Source organism: Bacillus sp. 1A, assembly GCF_052682215.1.
In genome coordinates, this window is sequence record NZ_JBQYLZ010000001.1 from 5528151 (window position 1) to 5546956 (window position 18806).

General features: G+C 36.5%; 19 protein-coding genes and 1 pseudogene. 3 read left to right on the forward strand and 17 right to left on the reverse strand.

The features are described from left to right. Nucleotides 1-104 precede the first annotated feature (104 nt). From ACUN0F_RS28280 to ACUN0F_RS28290, 3 genes are all read right to left on the reverse strand, one after another. Nucleotides 105-1550, reverse strand: a complete 1446-nt coding sequence (locus ACUN0F_RS28280) for an MDR family MFS transporter (RefSeq protein ID WP_445540539.1) — start codon at nucleotides 1548-1550, stop codon at nucleotides 105-107. A gap of 22 nt (nucleotides 1551-1572) precedes the next feature. Continuing rightward, a complete protein-coding gene (locus ACUN0F_RS28285) occupies nucleotides 1573-2967 on the reverse strand; it encodes an MFS transporter (protein ID WP_445540540.1) in 1395 nt (464 codons plus the stop codon). Nucleotides 2968-3128: 161 nt separating this feature from the next. Further along, nucleotides 3129-3494, reverse strand: a complete 366-nt coding sequence (locus tag ACUN0F_RS28290) for a DoxX family protein (RefSeq protein ID WP_000156916.1) — start codon at nucleotides 3492-3494, stop codon at nucleotides 3129-3131. A gap of 271 nt (nucleotides 3495-3765) precedes the next feature. On the opposite strand from ACUN0F_RS28290, the gene ACUN0F_RS28295 reads away from it, so the two are divergent. Beyond that, the gene (locus tag ACUN0F_RS28295) at nucleotides 3766-4251 is read left to right on the forward strand and encodes a MarR family winged helix-turn-helix transcriptional regulator (protein ID WP_445540541.1); all 486 of its coding nucleotides are present in this window, start codon (nucleotides 3766-3768) and stop codon (nucleotides 4249-4251) included. Between the two features lie 57 nt (nucleotides 4252-4308). Here ACUN0F_RS28295 and ACUN0F_RS28300 read toward each other — a convergent pair whose 3' ends face one another. The 3 genes from ACUN0F_RS28300 to ACUN0F_RS28310 are packed head-to-tail and all read right to left on the reverse strand — an operon-like array spanning nucleotide 4309 to nucleotide 6527. Then, complete coding sequence (locus ACUN0F_RS28300) at nucleotides 4309-5574, reverse strand: FtsW/RodA/SpoVE family cell cycle protein (protein WP_445540542.1); 1266 nt, start codon at nucleotides 5572-5574, stop codon at nucleotides 4309-4311. Nucleotides 5575-5581: 7 nt separating this feature from the next. Further along, nucleotides 5582-5989, reverse strand: coding sequence for a PadR family transcriptional regulator (locus ACUN0F_RS28305; RefSeq protein WP_000390169.1), 408 nt, complete (start codon nucleotides 5987-5989; stop codon nucleotides 5582-5584). Nucleotides 5990-5993: 4 nt separating this feature from the next. Then, a complete protein-coding gene (locus ACUN0F_RS28310) occupies nucleotides 5994-6527 on the reverse strand; it encodes a sigma-70 family RNA polymerase sigma factor (RefSeq protein WP_445540543.1) in 534 nt (177 codons plus the stop codon). Between the two features lie 322 nt (nucleotides 6528-6849). Here ACUN0F_RS28310 and ACUN0F_RS28315 point away from each other — a divergent pair, with 322 nt between their 5' ends. After that, nucleotides 6850-7233 (forward strand): DUF3221 domain-containing protein, encoded by a 384-nt coding sequence (locus tag ACUN0F_RS28315; protein WP_264463084.1) that lies wholly within the window; start codon nucleotides 6850-6852, stop codon nucleotides 7231-7233. A gap of 250 nt (nucleotides 7234-7483) precedes the next feature. Here ACUN0F_RS28315 and ACUN0F_RS28320 read toward each other — a convergent pair whose 3' ends face one another. Further along, nucleotides 7484-7894 (reverse strand): DUF2283 domain-containing protein, encoded by a 411-nt coding sequence (locus ACUN0F_RS28320; protein ID WP_264463099.1) that lies wholly within the window; start codon nucleotides 7892-7894, stop codon nucleotides 7484-7486. Between the two features lie 147 nt (nucleotides 7895-8041). On the opposite strand from ACUN0F_RS28320, the gene ACUN0F_RS28325 reads away from it, so the two are divergent. Further along, entirely contained in the window at nucleotides 8042-8197 is a 156-nt protein-coding gene (locus tag ACUN0F_RS28325) for a hypothetical protein (protein WP_264463101.1), read from the forward strand. A gap of 199 nt (nucleotides 8198-8396) precedes the next feature. Here the strand turns inward: ACUN0F_RS28325 and glpD are convergent, their stop codons facing one another. From glpD to ACUN0F_RS28375, 10 genes and pseudogenes are all read right to left on the reverse strand, one after another. After that, the gene (gene glpD, locus ACUN0F_RS28330) at nucleotides 8397-10079 is read right to left on the reverse strand and encodes an aerobic glycerol-3-phosphate dehydrogenase (RefSeq protein ID WP_264463083.1); all 1683 of its coding nucleotides are present in this window, start codon (nucleotides 10077-10079) and stop codon (nucleotides 8397-8399) included. A gap of 133 nt (nucleotides 10080-10212) precedes the next feature. Then, a complete protein-coding gene (gene glpK / locus ACUN0F_RS28335; RefSeq protein WP_000759996.1) occupies nucleotides 10213-11703 on the reverse strand; it encodes a glycerol kinase GlpK in 1491 nt (496 codons plus the stop codon). A gap of 12 nt (nucleotides 11704-11715) precedes the next feature. Beyond that, entirely contained in the window at nucleotides 11716-12537 is an 822-nt protein-coding gene (glpF, locus tag ACUN0F_RS28340; RefSeq protein WP_264463082.1) for a glycerol uptake facilitator protein GlpF, read from the reverse strand. Nucleotides 12538-12765: 228 nt separating this feature from the next. Continuing rightward, nucleotides 12766-13326: a glycerol uptake operon antiterminator GlpP gene (gene glpP, locus ACUN0F_RS28345; RefSeq protein ID WP_000394295.1), complete on the reverse strand. Its 561-nt coding sequence runs from the start codon at nucleotides 13324-13326 to the stop codon at nucleotides 12766-12768. A gap of 88 nt (nucleotides 13327-13414) precedes the next feature. After that, the gene (locus ACUN0F_RS28350; protein WP_445540544.1) at nucleotides 13415-13864 is read right to left on the reverse strand and encodes a helix-turn-helix domain-containing protein; all 450 of its coding nucleotides are present in this window, start codon (nucleotides 13862-13864) and stop codon (nucleotides 13415-13417) included. A gap of 509 nt (nucleotides 13865-14373) precedes the next feature. Then, the gene (locus tag ACUN0F_RS28355) at nucleotides 14374-15447 is read right to left on the reverse strand and encodes a DUF3994 domain-containing protein (RefSeq protein ID WP_445540545.1); all 1074 of its coding nucleotides are present in this window, start codon (nucleotides 15445-15447) and stop codon (nucleotides 14374-14376) included. A 28-nt stretch (nucleotides 15448-15475) separates the two neighbouring features. After that, nucleotides 15476-16140: pseudogene (locus tag ACUN0F_RS28360) on the reverse strand (DUF7018 domain-containing (lipo)protein). Nucleotides 16141-16426: 286 nt separating this feature from the next. Then, nucleotides 16427-17278: a DUF2935 domain-containing protein gene (locus ACUN0F_RS28365; RefSeq protein ID WP_061678703.1), complete on the reverse strand. Its 852-nt coding sequence runs from the start codon at nucleotides 17276-17278 to the stop codon at nucleotides 16427-16429. Between the two features lie 194 nt (nucleotides 17279-17472). Continuing rightward, complete coding sequence (locus ACUN0F_RS28370; RefSeq protein WP_000449224.1) at nucleotides 17473-17673, reverse strand: sporulation YhaL family protein; 201 nt, start codon at nucleotides 17671-17673, stop codon at nucleotides 17473-17475. 76 nt (nucleotides 17674-17749) lie between these two features. Beyond that, complete coding sequence (locus ACUN0F_RS28375; RefSeq protein ID WP_445540546.1) at nucleotides 17750-18622, reverse strand: alpha/beta fold hydrolase; 873 nt, start codon at nucleotides 18620-18622, stop codon at nucleotides 17750-17752. Nucleotides 18623-18806 lie beyond the last annotated feature (184 nt).

Below are 18806 nucleotides of genomic sequence, written 5' to 3' on the forward strand. Positions count from 1 at the left end.
TTACGTTTTTGAAATAAAACAATTAAGACTGGGAAGTGCATAAAAATTAATGTTGAACAAGAAATAGATTAAAATCTTGTTTATCAATTAGCGAAACCCTTCTATTAATGATCTGAGGTTTCCGAACGCTTTATAAACAAAGCTACAACGACTGCAAGTAGTGCCAAACCAAAGCCAATCGTAAAAGCATTATGCACGCCTGAAACCATTGCTTCTGTCAATTGAGCTGGGTCAGTTGGATTTGAAGATGCATCCAAATATTTCTTTTGTCCGGAAGTCATAACACTAATAAAGAAAGCAACTCCTATCGCACCAGCTACTTGCGACAAAGTATTCAAAATGGCTGTTCCGTGCGGATAAAATCGCCTCGGAAGTTGGTTCAAACCGTTCGTTTGCGCCGGCATCATGATCATTGAAATGGATACCATCATAGTGACATGTAATAGGATGAAAGTTATTTTAGACGTATCTGTCGTTACTTGTGTAAAGAACCACATCACACCTGCTAATAATATCGTACCAGGAATAATAAGCGCTCTTGGACCAAATTTATCAAAGAGCTTCCCTGAAACTGGAGAAAGCAGACCATTCAATAGACTACCTGGAAGCATGATAAGACCAGTTGCATAGACAGTTAAGCCTAAAGCACCTTGGAATAGGAATGGTAGTAACGTCATTGTCGAAAACATCGTCATCATCATGATCGTCAATAAAATTGTCGTTAGAGTAAACATCGGATACTTAAATGCACTAAGATCTAGTAATGGCTCCTTCAATTTCAATTGACGTAATACGAAGAATAGAATTGCTGCAAGACCAATTAGGATGATTCCATAAACCCGGAAACTATCCCAACCTTCACCTGAGCTACTAAACCCATAAACAATCCCGCCAAATCCAATTGTAGATAAAAGAATGGATAACACATCTACCTTTGGTTTAGTAGGCTCTGAGACATTTTTTAAATAGATGAACGCAAAAACAATGGAAAAGATTGCAAACGGAAGAACGATATAAAATAGCCATCTCCAATTCAATGTTTCCAAAATGATACCTGAAAGTGTCGGTCCAATGGCAGGAGCAAACATGATTACAAGCCCAATACTCCCCATTGCCGCTCCCCTCTTTTCCGGAGGATATAGAAGGAGAATCGTATTCATTAAGACGGGCATCATTAATCCCGTACCTGCAGCTTGTAACAAACGACCAAGCAATAGTATAGAAAATCCAGGCGCAATCGCACTTACAAATGTACCGACAGTAAAGACTACCATAGCACCTATGAATACTTGTCTTGTTGTAAACCATTGTACTAATAAAGCAGAAGCAGGAATTAGCACGGCAACAACAAGCATGTACCCTGTTGAAAGCCACTGAAGAGTCGACGGTGTTACATTCAACTCAATCATCAATTGCGGAAAAGCAACGTTCAATAATGTTTCATTCAAAATGGTAAAAAACGCTCCAATGATCATCGATATTAAAATTGGGAGTCTTTTCACATTGTCAAACTCATTTGACTGCGAAGAAACAGACGCAGTTTGATTCATACATAAACCTCCTCGTATTCTTTTATAAGCTCTTATTCCCTTTGCTAGTCATATTCTTCAACTTAGAAGCACCCGTACCAAATTGAAAACGATACAGCACGACTACAATTATAATCAGCAATGACATAACGACGAAAATATTACTATACATATTTGCAGCGTGATTTGCAATAAAAGGATTGAACTGCATAGAAGTAGAACCATGGTCAAGTAATTTCCCTACTACACTCATAGCCATCGCGCCGGATATAAAATTAATCATCGACAATAATCCCATTCCAACACCTGTCTCCTCCTTTGACAACGTCTGTGAAATCGTATTAGACATCGAAATCTGCATAAAGGTTTGTCCTACATTCCCGAAAATTAAAATCAATGCAATGATAAAAACCGAGACCCCGATGAAAGTAGATAATAATGAGAAAGCAAGAAATATGAATACTGCGGCCATAAAAACGAGTGCAAAATTCCCTCGAGTATCAGCCACTCTTCCTCCCTTTCTTCCCATAATCGCCGAAGCAATTGCTGCTGGAACTAAAACGAAGCCAATATTCGAAGGCGTCAATCCATTTACTGCCGATAGAAATTGCGGCGTCATGAATGTCATGCTAAAGCTCATTGCTGTCGTCATAAAAGCAAGGAGTAACCCAATCGAAAAGTTCTTATTTTTAAACAGAGCTGGTTTAATAAAAGGCTCTGTAGCTTTTCTAATCCGCAAAATGAAGAAAGCTAACGTAACAAATCCGCCAAGGAATAACAGCACTTGCATCTGCGTAATGGCAAGCAAGAAGAACGTGACTGATACAGCTAATAGCCCTCCGCCAAGAACATCAATACTACCCGCCTTCCCTTTTGCATTATCTAAATACTTCCTAAAGAAAGGAAGCGTTAGAAGCGGTAGTAAAGAAAGAACAAACATAAATCTCCAACTTCCAAAACTTGTGATTAATCCTGCCGCAACCGGTCCTAACGCATTACCTAGTGCTAAACCAACCGCTGAAGTTCCAAGCGCACGGCCTCTTTTCTCTGGCGCAAAGTACCGAACCGGAATAATCATCGCTGTCGCCGGAAGAACAGAAGCTCCCGCCGCTTGAATAACACGCCCGAAAATAATAACCCAGTACTCAGTAGCAAGTAAGCCAAGCAAGGAACCTAGAGCGAAAATAAGTAATCCATACGTTAACAAATCCTTTAGCCGATATTTATCCGCCAGTTTTCCCATCACGATGGAACCAACAGCGTAAACGACCATATAACTAGTCATAATCCAGCTAACCTCTGAAGGAACAAGGTTGAATTCTTTACCGATCTCAGGAAGAGCTACATTAAACATCGTACCGTTCATAACCGAAAATATTAGGGTGACTACTAAAACTCCTAGCAGTTTATCCGCATTTTGTGATGAATTATCTACCATCGTGTAGACCTCCTTTTCTCTTTCCCATAATCTATACAAATTTAAATGAGTATCAACATAATGAATATCCACACTAATTTATTATAATGAGGATATCATTTTTATCGTAAGAGCTCAGTTTCTACTTCTATTCAATCGAATCTACTAATCTACAATTCATTTTACAAAAGTCCTGTTACCGCTGAAGAATGAACGAACGCAACAATTAGCGCTAAAATCATAAGCACTGTTGCCGGCATCATTTTACCAATTGAATCTTTAACACGAATATGGAACAATACAGCCCCTAACATAATACAAGCAATCCATAATGCCGCTAAAACGAGTATTACCTCATTCCAAAAACCAAAAATCAGCCCAACCACTCCTGCTAAAGCGATCCAACCTGTCGCAATTCTGAACCATTGAGGTAAACCTAAATGAGAGAAAGCTTCTACTTGCATTTTTGCTCCCGCAATTTTACTAACACTTGAAAAGAAAAATGCAAAAATTAATAAACATTGAAGTACTAGTGCTACAATAGTCATGTACACTCCTCCGTTATATGTGTTTTTAAAGTATTACTATTGAATCATGAAACGACTTACATAGATCCACCTCACTCTATTATCATTTTCTATAGACCCCAGCATCAGTTATAATAGTAATTATCCCGCTATTACACATTATGAGTATACAATATAATGAGGTTACTCACTAATTGTTTATAATATAGAGAGGATACTCACTAATAATATACAATATATTTATGAAACGTGCAAAAATGAACTAAAAAATACTGAGGAGGTCATTCCACTCATGAAATCAAATAATCCAGCTGCAATAGATATCATCCATATATTAATGCAATCGACCAACTATGTTCAAAGAGAATTTCAATCTCAATTGTCAGCTTTTGACACACCTTATCATCTAACAGGTCCTAGGCTACGCGTTCTATCTACCGTTTCTGAAAATGGCCCCATTCGAATGAATGCATTAGCTGCTAAATTAGGCGTCAAAGCACGTACAGTTACCGATTTTGTCGATGCACTCGAACAAGACAAGCTCCTCATTCGTATACCAGATCCAACCGATCGCCGGGCTACATTAATTCAACTTACTGAACGTGCGCATTCCAATATGGAAAAGGCGCTCGCATTCCAAGACGAAGTCGCAGACGATATTTTGCAAAACCTCACATTAGAGCAACGTGAACAGTTTTTTGAACTTCTATTACTATTAATAAAAGATAAGCAAATTCCTGATTCATGCGGAGAAGTTGAGAACGGAAAAACTTGTTAAGTGTGCAAATAAAACCACCTATGCCCTAAAGAATATAGGGAACGGGTGGTTTGTTTTTTAAGCTGATTTTCTCACTGAAATATCTTTACGCCGATATACACTTAGCACGATCCCTATTATAAGCGAATGAAATACAGTCGGCGTTAATCCATAGCTAATAAAAGGTAAGGATATAGCAGCATGCGGCAATAACCCTAGTATCATTCCAACATTATAAATAAACTGGAATACAAAAAGAGTCACTCCACCAACGAGCAGCAATTTACCGTACCGATCATTTATTTTATAAGATATAACTATTAATCTTGCTGCAAAAAGAGAAAGAACGAAGACAAGAATTAGCGCAAGCCAATACCCATAATAGTAAGTCAAACTAGCAAATACAAAATCAGTATCTCCAGCAGGGATGAACCTTGTATCTCCAGCTGTACCAAACCAACCTGCTGACGACATTATCTCTTTTAAACGTATATACATAAACCCTGCGCCACGTGCATCACGCTCTGGATTTATATACCCTAAAAATCTCTCCAAGTAGTATCTTTTTGCTGAGGCCATGGAAAAGGATACCTTAATAATAAATAAACAAATGGGTACAACCGTAATAATCAATGCCTTTTTCTTTCCTAACTTACTCCACCAAAGCATAACGAATACCATCGTGATATAAATAAAAATTGTTGAAATATCTGATCCAAATAAAAATAAATACAAAGAAAATAAATATAAAACCACAAAGTATCTAACTTTCAACCTACTATTATTGAAAAAAGAAGCCCAAGCTAGAAAAAAGAACGGCAATACCATTAAACGACCAATTGCAACGGGACCAATTTTTATTAACGGTTCTCCATTCACGTAAGCACTCGGAAAACAATTTAATATTAACAAGATAAGTACACCAATTGTATAAAACAGCCACCCGAGCCTCTCTAGCTTCCGGTAATCAAGTAGCATCATCACTACAACTGTTGTAATACCGAGAATAACAGATAGCACCTTATTCATTAGTAAATCATTCATATATCCAAAAGCTATAACTGGCAAAAAGCCTAGCCCCATCGCAGCCACTAATAAAATAAGCAAGAACCAATCCACCTTTGGCTTATGAAGTTTATTAAGTTCTTGCCCTAGTTTAATTGGACTTCCCATTTGTTCCACAGCTTTATTTTCAGCAACTTCCTCACTTAATCCTTTTTCTATCCATGTGTTCTTCGCCTGTTTTAAGTGAAAATCTAGTTCAGTTGCCACAAAGCTCTTTGCTTCTTTTGATTTAATATGATTCGTAACTTCGCTTACAAAACGCTCCCCTTTTTTATTCAATTTCGCCTCACTCCTGTACTAAGCCTTTTAATATAAATTGTACCTTCGTAGCATTTTTCTCTGCCTTTCGCAGCATCTTTCTTCCTTTATCATTTAATTGATAATATTTCGCTCCCGCATGATCCCAACTTGATTGAATAAAACGATTCTGTTCTAGACGATGTAATACGGTATATAAAAAACCTTCATTTCCTTCGAATTTTCGAATCCCTCTCCCTCGTAGCAGCTGTGACAATTCATATCCTGTTTTTTCATTACTGAGGAGTTGTAAAATGGCTAAAGAGATGTCCTCTTCCTTTTCGTGTGATGCATTGATTTTTTCACGCACCTGCTTTCGATGTTGATCAGAAAAACTCAAATGTTTAAACGTTGTATTCTCCATTGACTTTCGCAGGCCTTTTAATCGATCTTCCATTTGATTATTCCTCCAATCCTTTCTTCAAAAGCTCCTTCGCTTTTTTCAGTCTCGTTTTTATCGTGTTTTCTTTCACGTCTATTACAATAGCAATCTCTTTAATTGGTAATTCTTCATAATAAAATAGATAAATCACTTCTCGATATTTTATCGGTAAATTCATCACTGCAGAAGCGAGCTCACGGTCCTCCGCATTTTGAATGACAATTTGTTCGACACTATCATTTTGAACCCCAATATAAGCAGATTCATCCTCTGCCACGATCACCTTTTTGTTATACCAACTCTTTATATAGTCCTTACATTGATTAATCGCAATTCTCCATAACCACGTTTTCACATTCGACTTCCCTTTGTATGTATGAAGAGATTTATAACATTTCACAAATATATCTTGCGTTACATCCTCAGCAACCTCTTTATTATTCACATATGAATACACAAGCTGTAAGACTTCTTGTCCATACTTGTTCATTATTTCGTCGATAAGGTCCTCCTTATCTTCTATTTCAAACGCTTCTATCATTAATTCATCCACAGCCTTCCCTCCTTCCCATATATTAGACGATACACTGCATGGAAAAGTTTTATAAATTCATAAAAAAAATATGGCTGACAATGTTCATACCATTTTGTTACGCCTTTCCTTTATAAACGAACTACCTCTTTAACTTCTATTTTCACTTCCACATAATATTTTTAATCACGCTTATACTATATGTACTTAAAGTTACACTTCTTTTACTTGTAGAGGATAAGCTTCTTTTTTTGCAAAATTAAGTTTTAATTTATATTCACTTTCTCATGATATAATTCGTTTATCTATACATTAAAATATTATATTACGAAATATATACTATATGGAGGCTAAAAATAAGAATGACAAAAAAACAATCATAACTTTAATAACCACCCTAACATTAGCTTGCGGATGCACAGTAGCATTAGATGCGCCAAACCAAACTAATACTACTTCTCTGAAAACGGAGACTTTCACAGAATATGTTATTTCAATTGACACTGTATACATACTCGTTGCAGATACCCCTACAAAAAAGGAAGCACTTACCTACTCCGAGATGGAAGCAATGAAATTTATTCCAAACAAACTATTAAAAATTCCTATCGAAAAAAATAGGAATTATCAATTTGGGGATAAACTCGTTATATCTTTCAGCGTAACGACTAAATCTACACCACCAATTGCAAATGATGCTACGATTGAAAAAATACCTAATGAATAGCAGCCTTAGGAACTTTTGATTTCATCAATTGCAACTCCCTTTTTAAAATAATATTTTTTGGAGAAATCACTTCCTAAGCAAATTACATATAATAAGCCGAATAGTCGTTACAATACATTCACCTGAAGAGCGTCTTCCTCCCAAGGCGCTCTTTCATTTTGCAATAAGGATTTTTATAGTCAAGATTCCCCTCAGCTCTAAAGACCGCTAAATGAAAAAAAGAACCCATTTAACCGAGTCCTCCTTCTTCCTAAAACTTACTTAAAGAATCTAATATGTCATAACCATATAAGGATGGCTTCATAATATCAAAACCGATAAATTCTTCATACTTCTTATCTGCAAAATAAAATACAACATTTTGAAATAACACTTTTTGCAAATGAATATCCTGAGAAAGTCTAAATGAGTATATGTACTTATTATCATTTGAAGTTTTCTTTATATATATTTTACTCTTATTTGCTAATTCTTTTAATTTGCGAGCATTTTCTCCAAAAAACTCAATCCCCACTATACGATCAAATTGATCTATATCTAAATTTAATGTCGGATTTTCTTCTAATTCTTCAGTCGATTCAATCTCAATATCTGAAGTGAATGGAATTACATACAAATATGCCATCTGGATTTCAGGATCATAAGTAATTAATTTTTTCATGCTGCACCTCATATCCGTATTCATTTGTCTTGTTCCCTATTTTAAAACATAATACAATTGAAATGTAACTTAATAAGCTATAACTAGTAGGTGTTGGTAATCATCTCTTCCATTTTGAAAAAAGGGGGAGGTGATAATATGATCGCGATGTTTGTCACTAAATTAGTGTATGGTATCCTAACCGGAGCTGGCGTTATCATCGGTAGAAGATACGTCGGTCCGTGGCTAATTTCTGTATACAAAAAAGCGAGAACCACCCTGCTTCGTGGAAAAGGTAAGGGCGGTTCTCGGCTAAAACGTTAATGTAATTGTCTTATAACCGCACCTACTACCACCACAATAGTAAGTTAGGTTACACAAGGCAGAAGTTTCTCAGGCTTCTGTCTTCTTTATTTTATGCAAAATTCATACTATATACTCTATCATCATTGTAACACATTTTATTTATTTTTAGTCAAGGTAAAAACCACCTGAAGGGGTTCTCTTCAGGTGGTTCTCTATTTTACGCTAACGCAGCTGCCTGCTCTTGTTGATCTACAGGAATTACAGCGTCTGTTAATGCTTTTTCTAATTCTGCTGTGTATTTCATTTGCTCTTCTTTGCTCCAGCCTAGTTTCGCAGCCATGTAGTTGATTACTGCTTCTTTCCACTCGTATACCCAGTGAATGTTGAAGAATACAGCGCCTCTGCGGCGTACGAAGAAGTCAACTGGTTTTGCTGTCATTTCGTAATCCATTGCGTATACAAGTGGGATTAGAACGTCTAGCGGCATGTTGTATTCTTTCGCTTCGTCTTTATGTTTTTTCGCTAAGTCGAACAGTACGTCAACGTTAGAGCCATAGAATTTCGCGAACTCTTCTGCTTGCGCTTTCGTTAAACCAAATTTCGTACCTTCGTCTGCTTTTTTCGCAACGAATGCTGGGAATCCGTGTGAACCACTTACATGTCCACCAGAGATTGGCATATGTTTCGTGTCGCTCTTCGGATATGCACTATGACCTTCTTTTTGTAATAGGTTTGTTACGTAGTCTACTACCATTTCAGCCATTTTACGGTATCCTGTTAATTTACCACCAGCGATTGTAATTAAACCAGATTCAGAAGTCCAAATTTCATCTTTACGAGAAATTTCAGATGCATTCTTACCTTCTTCATAAATTAACGGACGTACACCAGCCCAGCTTGATTCCACATCTTTTTCTGTAATTTTTACACTTGGGAACATGTAGTTAATCGCATTAATGATATATGTGCGATCTTCTGTTGTCATGTGTGGTACAGCTGCGTCTTTATCATAGAACGTATCTGTTGTACCTACGTATGTTTTTCCGCCGCGAGGAATCGCGAACACCATACGTTTATCTGGTGTATCAAAGTAAATAGCTTGCCCTAACGGGAAACGTTTTTGATCAATTACTAAATGCACACCTTTTGATAACTGAAGTACTTTCCCTTTTTTCGAGTTATCTTTTTCACGAAGTGTATCTACCCAAGGACCAGCTGCGTTTACAATTTTCTTACCGTAAACTTCGTACACTTCTCCGTCTAGTAAATCGATTACACGTACACCACATACTTTTCCATCTTTATATAAGAAACTGTCTACTTTTGCGTAGTTAACAGCTTTCGCACCGTGTTCAATTGCTTCTTTCATTACTTCAATTGTAAGACGCGCATCGTCTGTACGATATTCTACGTAGTAACCGCCGCCTTTTAATCCTTCTTTTTTTACAAGAGGCTCTTTGTTTAATGTTTCTTCACGGTTAAACATTTTTCTGCGCTCGCTTCGTTTTACGCCTGCTAAGAAGTCGTATACACGAAGACCAATTGATGTACTGAATGATCCGAACGTACCGCCTGTATGGAACGGAAGTAACATCCACTCTGGTGTTGTTACATGGGGACCGTTCTCATATACGATTGCACGCTCTTTCCCCACCTCTGCTACCATTTTCACTTCAAGTTGTTTTAAATAACGTAGACCACCGTGTACAAGCTTCGTTGAACGACTTGATGTACCTGCTGCAAAGTCTTGCATTTCAAACACAATTGTTGATAATCCGCGTGTTGCCCCATCTAATGCAATACCAGAACCAGTAATACCTCCACCAATTACGATCACATCTAACTCTTGTTTATTTACTCCGTTTAATACGTCTTTACGTTGTTTACTTGAAAATTTCATGGTAATTCCTCCCTTTGATAACGAAAAAAGAGACCACGAACTCCGCTATAGATTTCGCCTCTATAGCGTGTTGTGGTCTCTCCAAATCTCCTACCGAATTATTAACTTGTCACCATTATAACACTGTTTATGATTATTTGAAAGCTTTTGTTGCTTCAATTGCTTTTTTCCATCCAGCATATAGCTCTTCGCTTGTTTCCGCTTCCATCGTTGGTTCAAAGCGTTTGTCCATATGCCACTGTTCTTTAATTTCATCTTGGTTTTTCCAATATCCAACCGCAAGACCAGCTAAGTACGCTGCACCTAAAGCTGTCGTTTCATTGATCACCGGACGCTCTACAGGAACATCTAAAATATCACTTTGGAACTTCATTAAGAAGTTGTTTTTAACTGCTCCGCCATCAACGCGTAATGTTTTTAATTCAATACCTGAATCTGCTTCCATTGCGCATAATACATCTTTCGTTTGGTAAGCTAAAGATTCTAGCGTCGCACGAATGAAATGCTCTTTCGTCGTACCGCGCGTTACACCAAACATAGCGCCGCGTACTTCACTATCCCAGTATGGTGTACCTAAACCTACGAATGCTGGTACAACGTATACACCTTCAGTTGATGCAACGCGTGATGCGTACACTTCACTCTCACTTGCATCTTTAAACATGCGCATTCCGTCACGTAACCACTGAATTGCAGAACCTGCTACGAAAATACTTCCTTCTAATGCGTAGTTTACTTTACCATCTAAACCCCATGCAATTGTTGTTAATAGGCCGTGCTCAGAAGCTACTGCTTTTTCACCTGTGTTCATTAACATGAAGCAACCAGTTCCGTAAGTGTTCTTCGCCATACCTTCACCGAAACAAGCTTGTCCAAATAATGCTGCTTGCTGGTCACCAGCTACGCCTGCAATCGGTATATTTTGACCGAAGAAGTGATAATCAATTGTTTCTCCATATATTTCAGATGATGGACGTACTTCTGGAAGCATGCTCTTTGGTACTGTTAACATGTCTAGAAGCTCATCATCCCACTGTAAGTCGTGAATGTTAAACATTAATGTACGTGATGCATTTGAGTAGTCCGTTACGTGGGCTTTACCGCCAGACAGTTTCCATACAAGCCACGTATCGATCGTTCCGAATAATAAATCGCCGTTTTCTGCTTTTTCTCTTGCACCTTCAACGTTATCTAAAATCCATTTTACTTTCGTACCAGAGAAGTATGCGTCAATTAAAAGACCTGTTTTTTCGCGAACCATTTCGCTATACCCTTTTTCTTTTAACTCATCACAAATCTCCATTGTTTGACGAGATTGCCATACGATTGCGTTGTAAATTGGTTTACCAGTCGTTTTATCCCAAACAACTGCTGTTTCACGTTGGTTCGTAATACCGATACCAGCGATTTGTTCTGGTTTTACATCTGCTTCACTTAAGCAAGTTGCGATAACTGCTAAAATAGATCCCCAAATTTCTTGTGCATTATGCTCTACCCAACCTGGCTTTGGAAAATGTTGTGTAAACTCTTTTTGAGCTGAATGAACAATTTCACCTTTTTTATTGAACAGAATTGCGCGTGAGCTAGTTGTTCCTTGGTCTAAAGAAAGAATATATTTTTTCATATCGGTTTCCCCCTATGCTACTTTTCTACTATTTGTATTGCTTTCACTTTTTTTACTTGTCATATAAGAGATTGCTAGTACAATCACAGTTGCAATAATCACATAAATAAGTGCTGCATTTTGTTTTCCTTCAAATACAACTTGATGGAATAATCCTGCAAGTGATCCACCTAGAATTGGACCAACTACTGGAATCCATGCATACTTCCAGTTTGAACCGCCTTTTCCTGCAATCGGAAGGAAGAAGTGTGCGATACGCGGACCTAAATCACGAGCCGGGTTAATCGCGTATCCTGTTGTTCCACCTAATGATAAACCAATACTTACAATTAAGAAACCTACGATAAATGGATTTAAACCATCTGCAAATTTATTTGCTCCAATTGCTAATATACCAAATACTAAAACGAATGTTCCAATCATTTCACTTAAAAGGTTTGTAAATGTGTTCGGAATTGCTGGGCCTGTTGCAAATACACCTAATTTTGTTCCTGGATCTTCTGTTTCTTTCCAGTGTGGTAAGTAATGTAAATATACAAGAACTGCCCCGATAATTGCCCCAATCATTTGTGCTGCGATATAACCTGGTACCTCACTCCATGGGAACGCTCCCTTAAATGCTAATCCTATCGTTAAAGCCGGATTCAAATGTGCCCCACTAATTGATCCAACTGCATACGCTGCCATAGCAACCGCTAAGCCCCAGCCCATTGTAATAACAATCCAACCAGAATCTTTCGCAAACGATTTCTTTAAACTTACACCAGCGCAAACGCCGCCACCAAGTAAGATTAACAACGCAGTCCCTACTAACTCTCCTAAAAATGCTGACATAGTATCCCTCCACAATCAATTTAAACGCTTCCAAATGTGATAGAGGTAAAATGAATGGCCATTCGTTTTTGTCAAAAGAAAAAGACCCACAGCTTTGCACGCTTCTATATAAATTTATATAGAAACAATGAAATGTGGATCTCTTCTTTTCTCCGTCACGTTTATTAACTTGTCTATAATGTTAACCCTTCATGAAAGCGGTGTCAACAGAATTTTTTCACATTTTCGTCACTTTTTTTGGTAATGTTTCCATAGTTCTTTTTTTGATGTCGTAATTGCTGTCGCACCAGCATTTAAAGCTCTTTCAACATCTTCCACTGTACGAATGAAACCACCCGCCAAAATCGGTACACCAGTACGCTCTTTCACTTCAGCAATCACATCCGTTAGCGCACCAGGAAGCACCTCTATATAATCCGGCTTCGTCTTCTCTAGCAAATTACAGCTCTTTTCCATCGCGCTAGAATCAATTAAAAAAATGCGTTGAATTGAGACGACACCTTTTTGCTTCGCCTTCATAATCACGCTCGCCTTTGTCGAAAGTAACCCGTACGGTTTATATTCTTGGCATAAAAACTCCGTCGCATGCCCATCACTTTGTAATCCATGAATCAAATCAACATGTAAAAACACCTTTTTACTATGCTGCTTCGCAAGTGACACAACACTCTTCAATTGACCGACATGAATATCTAAAATAACAATATACTCATACGAACTATGTAATAGCTTTTCCAAATCTTTAATTTGCCTCACTGCCGGCAAAATCTTTTGTTCATGAAATTCCATTCTAAATGTCCCCTTCTTTATGTCATCCTATCCTTTATAGTACACAATTTGAGTAGAAAGAACAGCTAGTGCGGGGAAATTATTTCCTCTATTTATATATTTTCTTCAACTTATCAGAAGCCGTGCCACCTATGATCATTAATATAAGAGGTAGAAAGTTCATTACATACGGTGCATCCGCTATAATAGTAATGCTCGCTCCTGCAAACTTATTTAACATCCATATACCGATTTTTGTAACAAATAACAATACCCCCATCATAAATAAACTATCAAAAAACACCTTCCATTTTGGGTATGCCAATTGCTTACTATCTTCAATTACTTTTTGCGTCAACTCTTCATCACTCCTTAGCAATTCATCAATCGTAATACCGAACAAATCGCTTAAATGAATAATAATTTCAATGCTCGGATAGTTCTTTCCCGTCTCCCATTTCGAAACAGACTGCCTACTTACATGAATCTTTTCAGCCAAATCATTTTGCGACCAATTTCGTTTTTCTCGTTCTTCTTTTAAACGTTCACTAAAAATCATACTGTGTTTATCACCTCTCTATGTCTAGTATGGTCAAATAAATGATGAAGAGTAAAGCGAGTTATCGTTGCGTAGGTTGTGCAACTTGTGCGCTACAGGTTGTAATGGCGCTATGTATTGTGTATATTTCATATGCTATGCTCCTATAATAATTTCCCGAACAATAATCGTGCTTCTTAACATTGTCGCTTTGTGTCGGTAAGTCGATACCCTATGTCGAATCGTTGATATATCTCAAGTTGTGTTCGATATATTTGAAAAATCGTTGATATATTTTAGGAAATAAAAAAGTGGATAACAATACGTTATCCACTCTCCCCTAATTATAATAAAACCAAATCCTTATCACTATCCTGATTACCCTCCTTATCATTCTCCAAAAAGAAAATCGTTTTGTTCATTTCTCAACTTATACTAATATAGATAGTGCCAGGGAAATTAACGAAGAAATACAATTAGAACGAACAAAAAACCCTGTAAAATTTCTTACAGAGTTTTTTGCCAACTATTTATTGTTTTGCATAACGAATACGAACGTTATCATCCATATGATAAATTTGTAATGTGTTTCCATCATAGTTTTGTAATTTATACATCATACTATCATTTGTTAACTTTACTTCTTGACCGTCTTTAACTGCTTTTGTTACTTTTAAGGATAACTGGAATGACGGAACATCTACCGCATATGTCCCTGTTAAGTAGTTATCTTTATTCGGATAAGAACCGTTCGCATAGGACTCAAATGTTTTATCACCTTTTAATACTAACGTAGTTTTTATGCCACTACCGTAATCAATACCCCAATTACCAATAATCTCAGTACCATCTTTGATGTTCTTCTCCATGTTTCCATAATTAATTCCTAACTCTTCACTTGTACCAACTGTACCTACAAATACCCCCGTTTTAGCTTGGCTTTTATCTGTTTGAGCCTGACTATCAGTAGTTGGGTTTGCCTGTGTAGAACTACTTGTTGTACTAGTAGATTTTTCTGTGGCTGTATCACCTTTTATTTCGGATCTTAACTTATCGAATGTAGGTTTCCAAATACGTTTTGCTTCTTCTAGTTTTGTATTTGCTTTATTTAAGATTTCCTTATCGGTCTCTAAGCTGAAGCCTTTATCGTTGAATAACTTCTCTATTTCACCGAATGTTTCTCTTAGTTTACCTGTCGCTCTTTCAATCTCTTTTTGTTCTTCTTTATGTTTTTGCGGTGCGTAAATCTTCTCTATCTTATCAAATACTTTATAGATGTCTTTAATACTATCTAATACCTCAGCTTTTGATTTACTTCCATTTCTCAAATCTCTTATAGAAGCGTCATAGTAATCAAATCGTCTTAACATATCCTGTTCAATGTCTAACAAATATTGTGCATAATCTTCATCTAAAACTCGGACCTTTTGAACATCTTTACTTTCTTCTTTCGAATTAGTTGATTTTTCTTTCGTTTCAGCAGCCTTAGATTTACTCGTTTCTTCTGTCTTTTCTTCTTTATTTGCCGAATCTTTTACTGTAACACAACCACTTAATAATATGGCAACTGGAACTGCAGCAGCTATTAGTTTTTTCACTTTCATACCTCATACCCCTTTAAGTCATTTATTCTTAGTTGGTTTTGCTACCGATACTCTTCGCTGCTTCTTCAAACAGTTTTGAGCCTTCTTGTGCTTTACTAAATGATTGATGCATTTTACTCTCGTCTTCTTGGTCTAATGCATCAAAAAGAAGTTGAAAACAATCCGCATACAGTTCCATCGACTGCTTTATCTTCGCCTGTTCTCCTTGTAACTCAGGAGGTGCTTGTAGATTCTTCAATTTCGTTGCGGTTGCCTTGCTCCACCTAAACTCAGTTGTACTTCACTTTTCTTTTGTTTGTATGATTTTACGTCTGAATCTGCTATTCCTTCAATTAATTTCATTGTATCTTCAATTTGAGTGGCACTGTTTATAATATCTGCCTTATACCTTTCAACATCTGAACCAGTTACCTTACCAGTTGAAGAATTAGAAGAAGTAGAATTATTTGAAGAAGAACTTTGTTGACTACTTGATGAACTACTGTTTGTATCTTCACCTTTCGCTACAGATAAGCTATCCTCTTTCTTGCTATCAGTTGACTTACTCTCTTTTTCAGCAGCCTTACTCTCTTTCTCTACCTTTTGCGTTTCTTCTTTCTTTGGTTCGGCTTTCTTACCATCAGTTTCAATTGTAATACAACCACTCAATAACATAACTGGTAACGCTAAACTTACTAATTTCTTTGCTTTCATAATTACTAATACCCCTTTATGTGTAAAATTTAGTGCAAACAAGTTAACATACTTAACTAATAAATTTCCCAAGAATAATTTATTAGAATCTACTCCCCCATAGATTTCCTGTATATTCATAATCTTTCCATATATCATTTTACAAAGAATTACATATTTGGTCAAAGGGATTTATCTTTAAAGGAAAATTTACTAAACGAAAAGAAAATTTTAATCACAAAAAAAAGAAGCTAACAATAAATTGTTAACTTCCCAACTTAAGCAAAATAGTATCTTTCCTTATCTTCTAATATCTAGGTTGGGATTGAATATTTGTAAGATGAACATCATACATATCAATGATTTCAAGAAATCTATCCGCTTCACGGAAAACATGGTCTGCTAATAACGGATGAATGATACTCTTTATTTTACATTGCTCAATTAAATCACGTGCTGTTTTCTTAAAATCCCGAAGAGATGTAACCGACACACGATTTTGATCTAAAAATTGATCTAAAAGAGGGACTGTTTGGGATTGTGGTTTCATAGATTCTAAGTCAATTGCTTGATACATCAATTCATCAAAATCATTGCTAAAATTCCGTGCTGTATCTACAAGCTTTCTTTCCGATGGATCAAGAAGATGACCAATAAATTTAGCATGGTCTGCCATAATCCTTAAAAAGAAAACATTTTCTTTAATAATAGCATCAGGAAGAGCATCTAATTTACCTTCATTTAATTGTATTAAACGTTTTCTAAAATAATCAGCTTCCCTACTCGTATGGTCAACTAACAATGGAAAGTTATTTTGTCCTGGCAATTTACATGTGAGAATTAATCCTAAAATTTTTCGTTTAAATCCCCAAATATTAGTTGCGGCTTGTTGTACTTCTGAATTAAATCTTTTTATTTGCTCAGGATCTGTTTCATTTGTATAGGAATGCGCTATTTGTTCGATATGTTCAAACAATCGATAAAATTGATTCGCCTCTTCGATTAGTTGAGTATCCTCACATCTAAACCCTAAGCGAAGAAAAAAAGAATGCTCCTTCATGATTCTAGACCAAAAACGAATTTCATTTAATGAACGCTCAACAAACATTACAGATGTAACACCTGTATCAGGATGTAATGATGTTTCATCCCTATGCATTGTTAATCCCCCCCAGTAAATAATGCGCTAGTTCCATTCTTATGAGTAAAAAAATATATAAATACCATCAATAAAAGTTCATGATGAATATTGTATACATGTAAAATTCAACTTGTATAACCTGCTCCCCCAGAAGAAAAAGGCTATCACCTAGATATAAAATTTTACTAGGTGATAGCCTTTCAAAATTTCTATTAAAGCAATACCGAATCCTTATCAGTATCCTGATTCCGTTTCTCTCGCTCTTCTTCTAAACGTTTCATATACACTTCGCCTTCTTTTTCGATAAACTCATTATCCATATCTTGCTCTTTTTTTGAAGTATATAAAACCATGTAGCCACTTAATACGATCCCGACAATTACAAGATACACCCACCATGGTAAAGTTTCCACTGTACTTCATTCCTTTCCTTAGACAAGCCTTATTAGTTTCACTGTATGAGGAAAGAAGTGGATTTATGCTTAAAATTTATTGTGGATTCTTCGTGAAGAACGCTTGTACATATTCCATAAACTCTATTGGTTCCTGGCGAAACGGTGCATGGTATCCTTTTTCAATGATATGGAACGTACTATTCGCAAATAGCTCATGATACAGTTCACCATTTTTCCAAGAAACGCTCTTATCGTGTCGTCCCCATATAATTAAAGTCGGTACCTTAATTTTATCGGCTTCCATCGCAATGCGGCGCTCTCTCATTTTCGTAAGCTGATCATAATGCCCTTTATCGTCGCGACTATTTTTCACTGCATTTTTATTATAATCTGTAATCTCTGTTACAGTTTGTAAGTCCGTTGATAGCGGCGGCACTTCATAGCTTTCTTTTTGCTGGAAAGACTCGATCCCTGTAGAATCCGCTAAAACGAGATGCGTTACTGCATCCGGATATAAATACGCTAAATTTAGAGACATCTCTCCACCCATCGAATGACCAAGTACTGCGAATTGATCGTATCCGAGTTTCTTCATTAACTTATAATATAAATTCACTTGCGCAGGAAACGAATACTGAAAATCAACCGGCTTCGAAGAACGTCCAAATCCTAAAATATCAACCGCTATAATCGTGTGGTCTCGTGCAAGTTCTGGATAAATATCACTAAACCCATCTGAAGAACCACCAAATCCGTGAAGCATAAGTAAAGGTGGCTTCCCCTCACCAATTTGCTTAAAGTAAATCGTCTGCCCATCAATTTGCGCCATACTCTCTTTCGTATGCAGCTTCATCATAACAGTATTTTTCACTTCTCCAACCTTTGCAATCGGCTTATCAACGAAGTTACATACGATTAACAAAACGAGCACAATACCGCTAATAAAATAAAATTTAAACCGTTTCAAAATTCCCGTCTCCTTTCTCTTGTTGCTATTTAAAGTTTTTACATTATTTGGTTGTTTTATGATTAATTTTAATTGTAACTACGTTAGTTACAATTATACTAAAAAAATATTACTTACTTCTATTAATGATGGCCGTTTTGTAACTATTATAGTTACAGATTTAAAGTAAGTCAATTCTTTTCTC

Bases quoted from the DNA above. Each gene is read 5' to 3' on its own strand.
- ACUN0F_RS28280 (WP_445540539.1), bottom strand. From the start codon at position 1,550: ATGAATCAAACTGCGTCTGTTTCTTCGCAGTCAAATGAGTTTGACAAT.
- ACUN0F_RS28285 (WP_445540540.1), bottom strand. From the start codon at position 2,967: ATGGTAGATAATTCATCACAAAATGCGGATAAACTGCTAGGAGTTTTA.
- ACUN0F_RS28290 (WP_000156916.1), bottom strand. From the start codon at position 3,494: ATGACTATTGTAGCACTAGTACTTCAATGTTTATTAATTTTTGCATTT.
- ACUN0F_RS28295 (WP_445540541.1), top strand. From the start codon at position 3,766: ATGAAATCAAATAATCCAGCTGCAATAGATATCATCCATATATTAATG.
- ACUN0F_RS28305 (WP_000390169.1), bottom strand. From the start codon at position 5,989: ATGGAAGATCGATTAAAAGGCCTGCGAAAGTCAATGGAGAATACAACG.
- ACUN0F_RS28315 (WP_264463084.1), top strand. From the start codon at position 6,850: ATGGAGGCTAAAAATAAGAATGACAAAAAAACAATCATAACTTTAATA.
- ACUN0F_RS28320 (WP_264463099.1), bottom strand. From the start codon at position 7,894: ATGAAAAAATTAATTACTTATGATCCTGAAATCCAGATGGCATATTTG.
- ACUN0F_RS28325 (WP_264463101.1), top strand. From the start codon at position 8,042: ATGTTTGTCACTAAATTAGTGTATGGTATCCTAACCGGAGCTGGCGTT.
- glpD (WP_264463083.1), bottom strand. From the start codon at position 10,079: ATGAAATTTTCAAGTAAACAACGTAAAGACGTATTAAACGGAGTAAAT.
- glpK (WP_000759996.1), bottom strand. From the start codon at position 11,703: ATGAAAAAATATATTCTTTCTTTAGACCAAGGAACAACTAGCTCACGC.
- glpF (WP_264463082.1), bottom strand. From the start codon at position 12,537: ATGTCAGCATTTTTAGGAGAGTTAGTAGGGACTGCGTTGTTAATCTTA.
- glpP (WP_000394295.1), bottom strand. From the start codon at position 13,326: ATGGAATTTCATGAACAAAAGATTTTGCCGGCAGTGAGGCAAATTAAA.
- ACUN0F_RS28350 (WP_445540544.1), bottom strand. From the start codon at position 13,864: ATGATTTTTAGTGAACGTTTAAAAGAAGAACGAGAAAAACGAAATTGG.
- ACUN0F_RS28355 (WP_445540545.1), bottom strand. From the start codon at position 15,447: ATGAAAGTGAAAAAACTAATAGCTGCTGCAGTTCCAGTTGCCATATTA.
- ACUN0F_RS28365 (WP_061678703.1), bottom strand. From the start codon at position 17,278: ATGCATAGGGATGAAACATCATTACATCCTGATACAGGTGTTACATCT.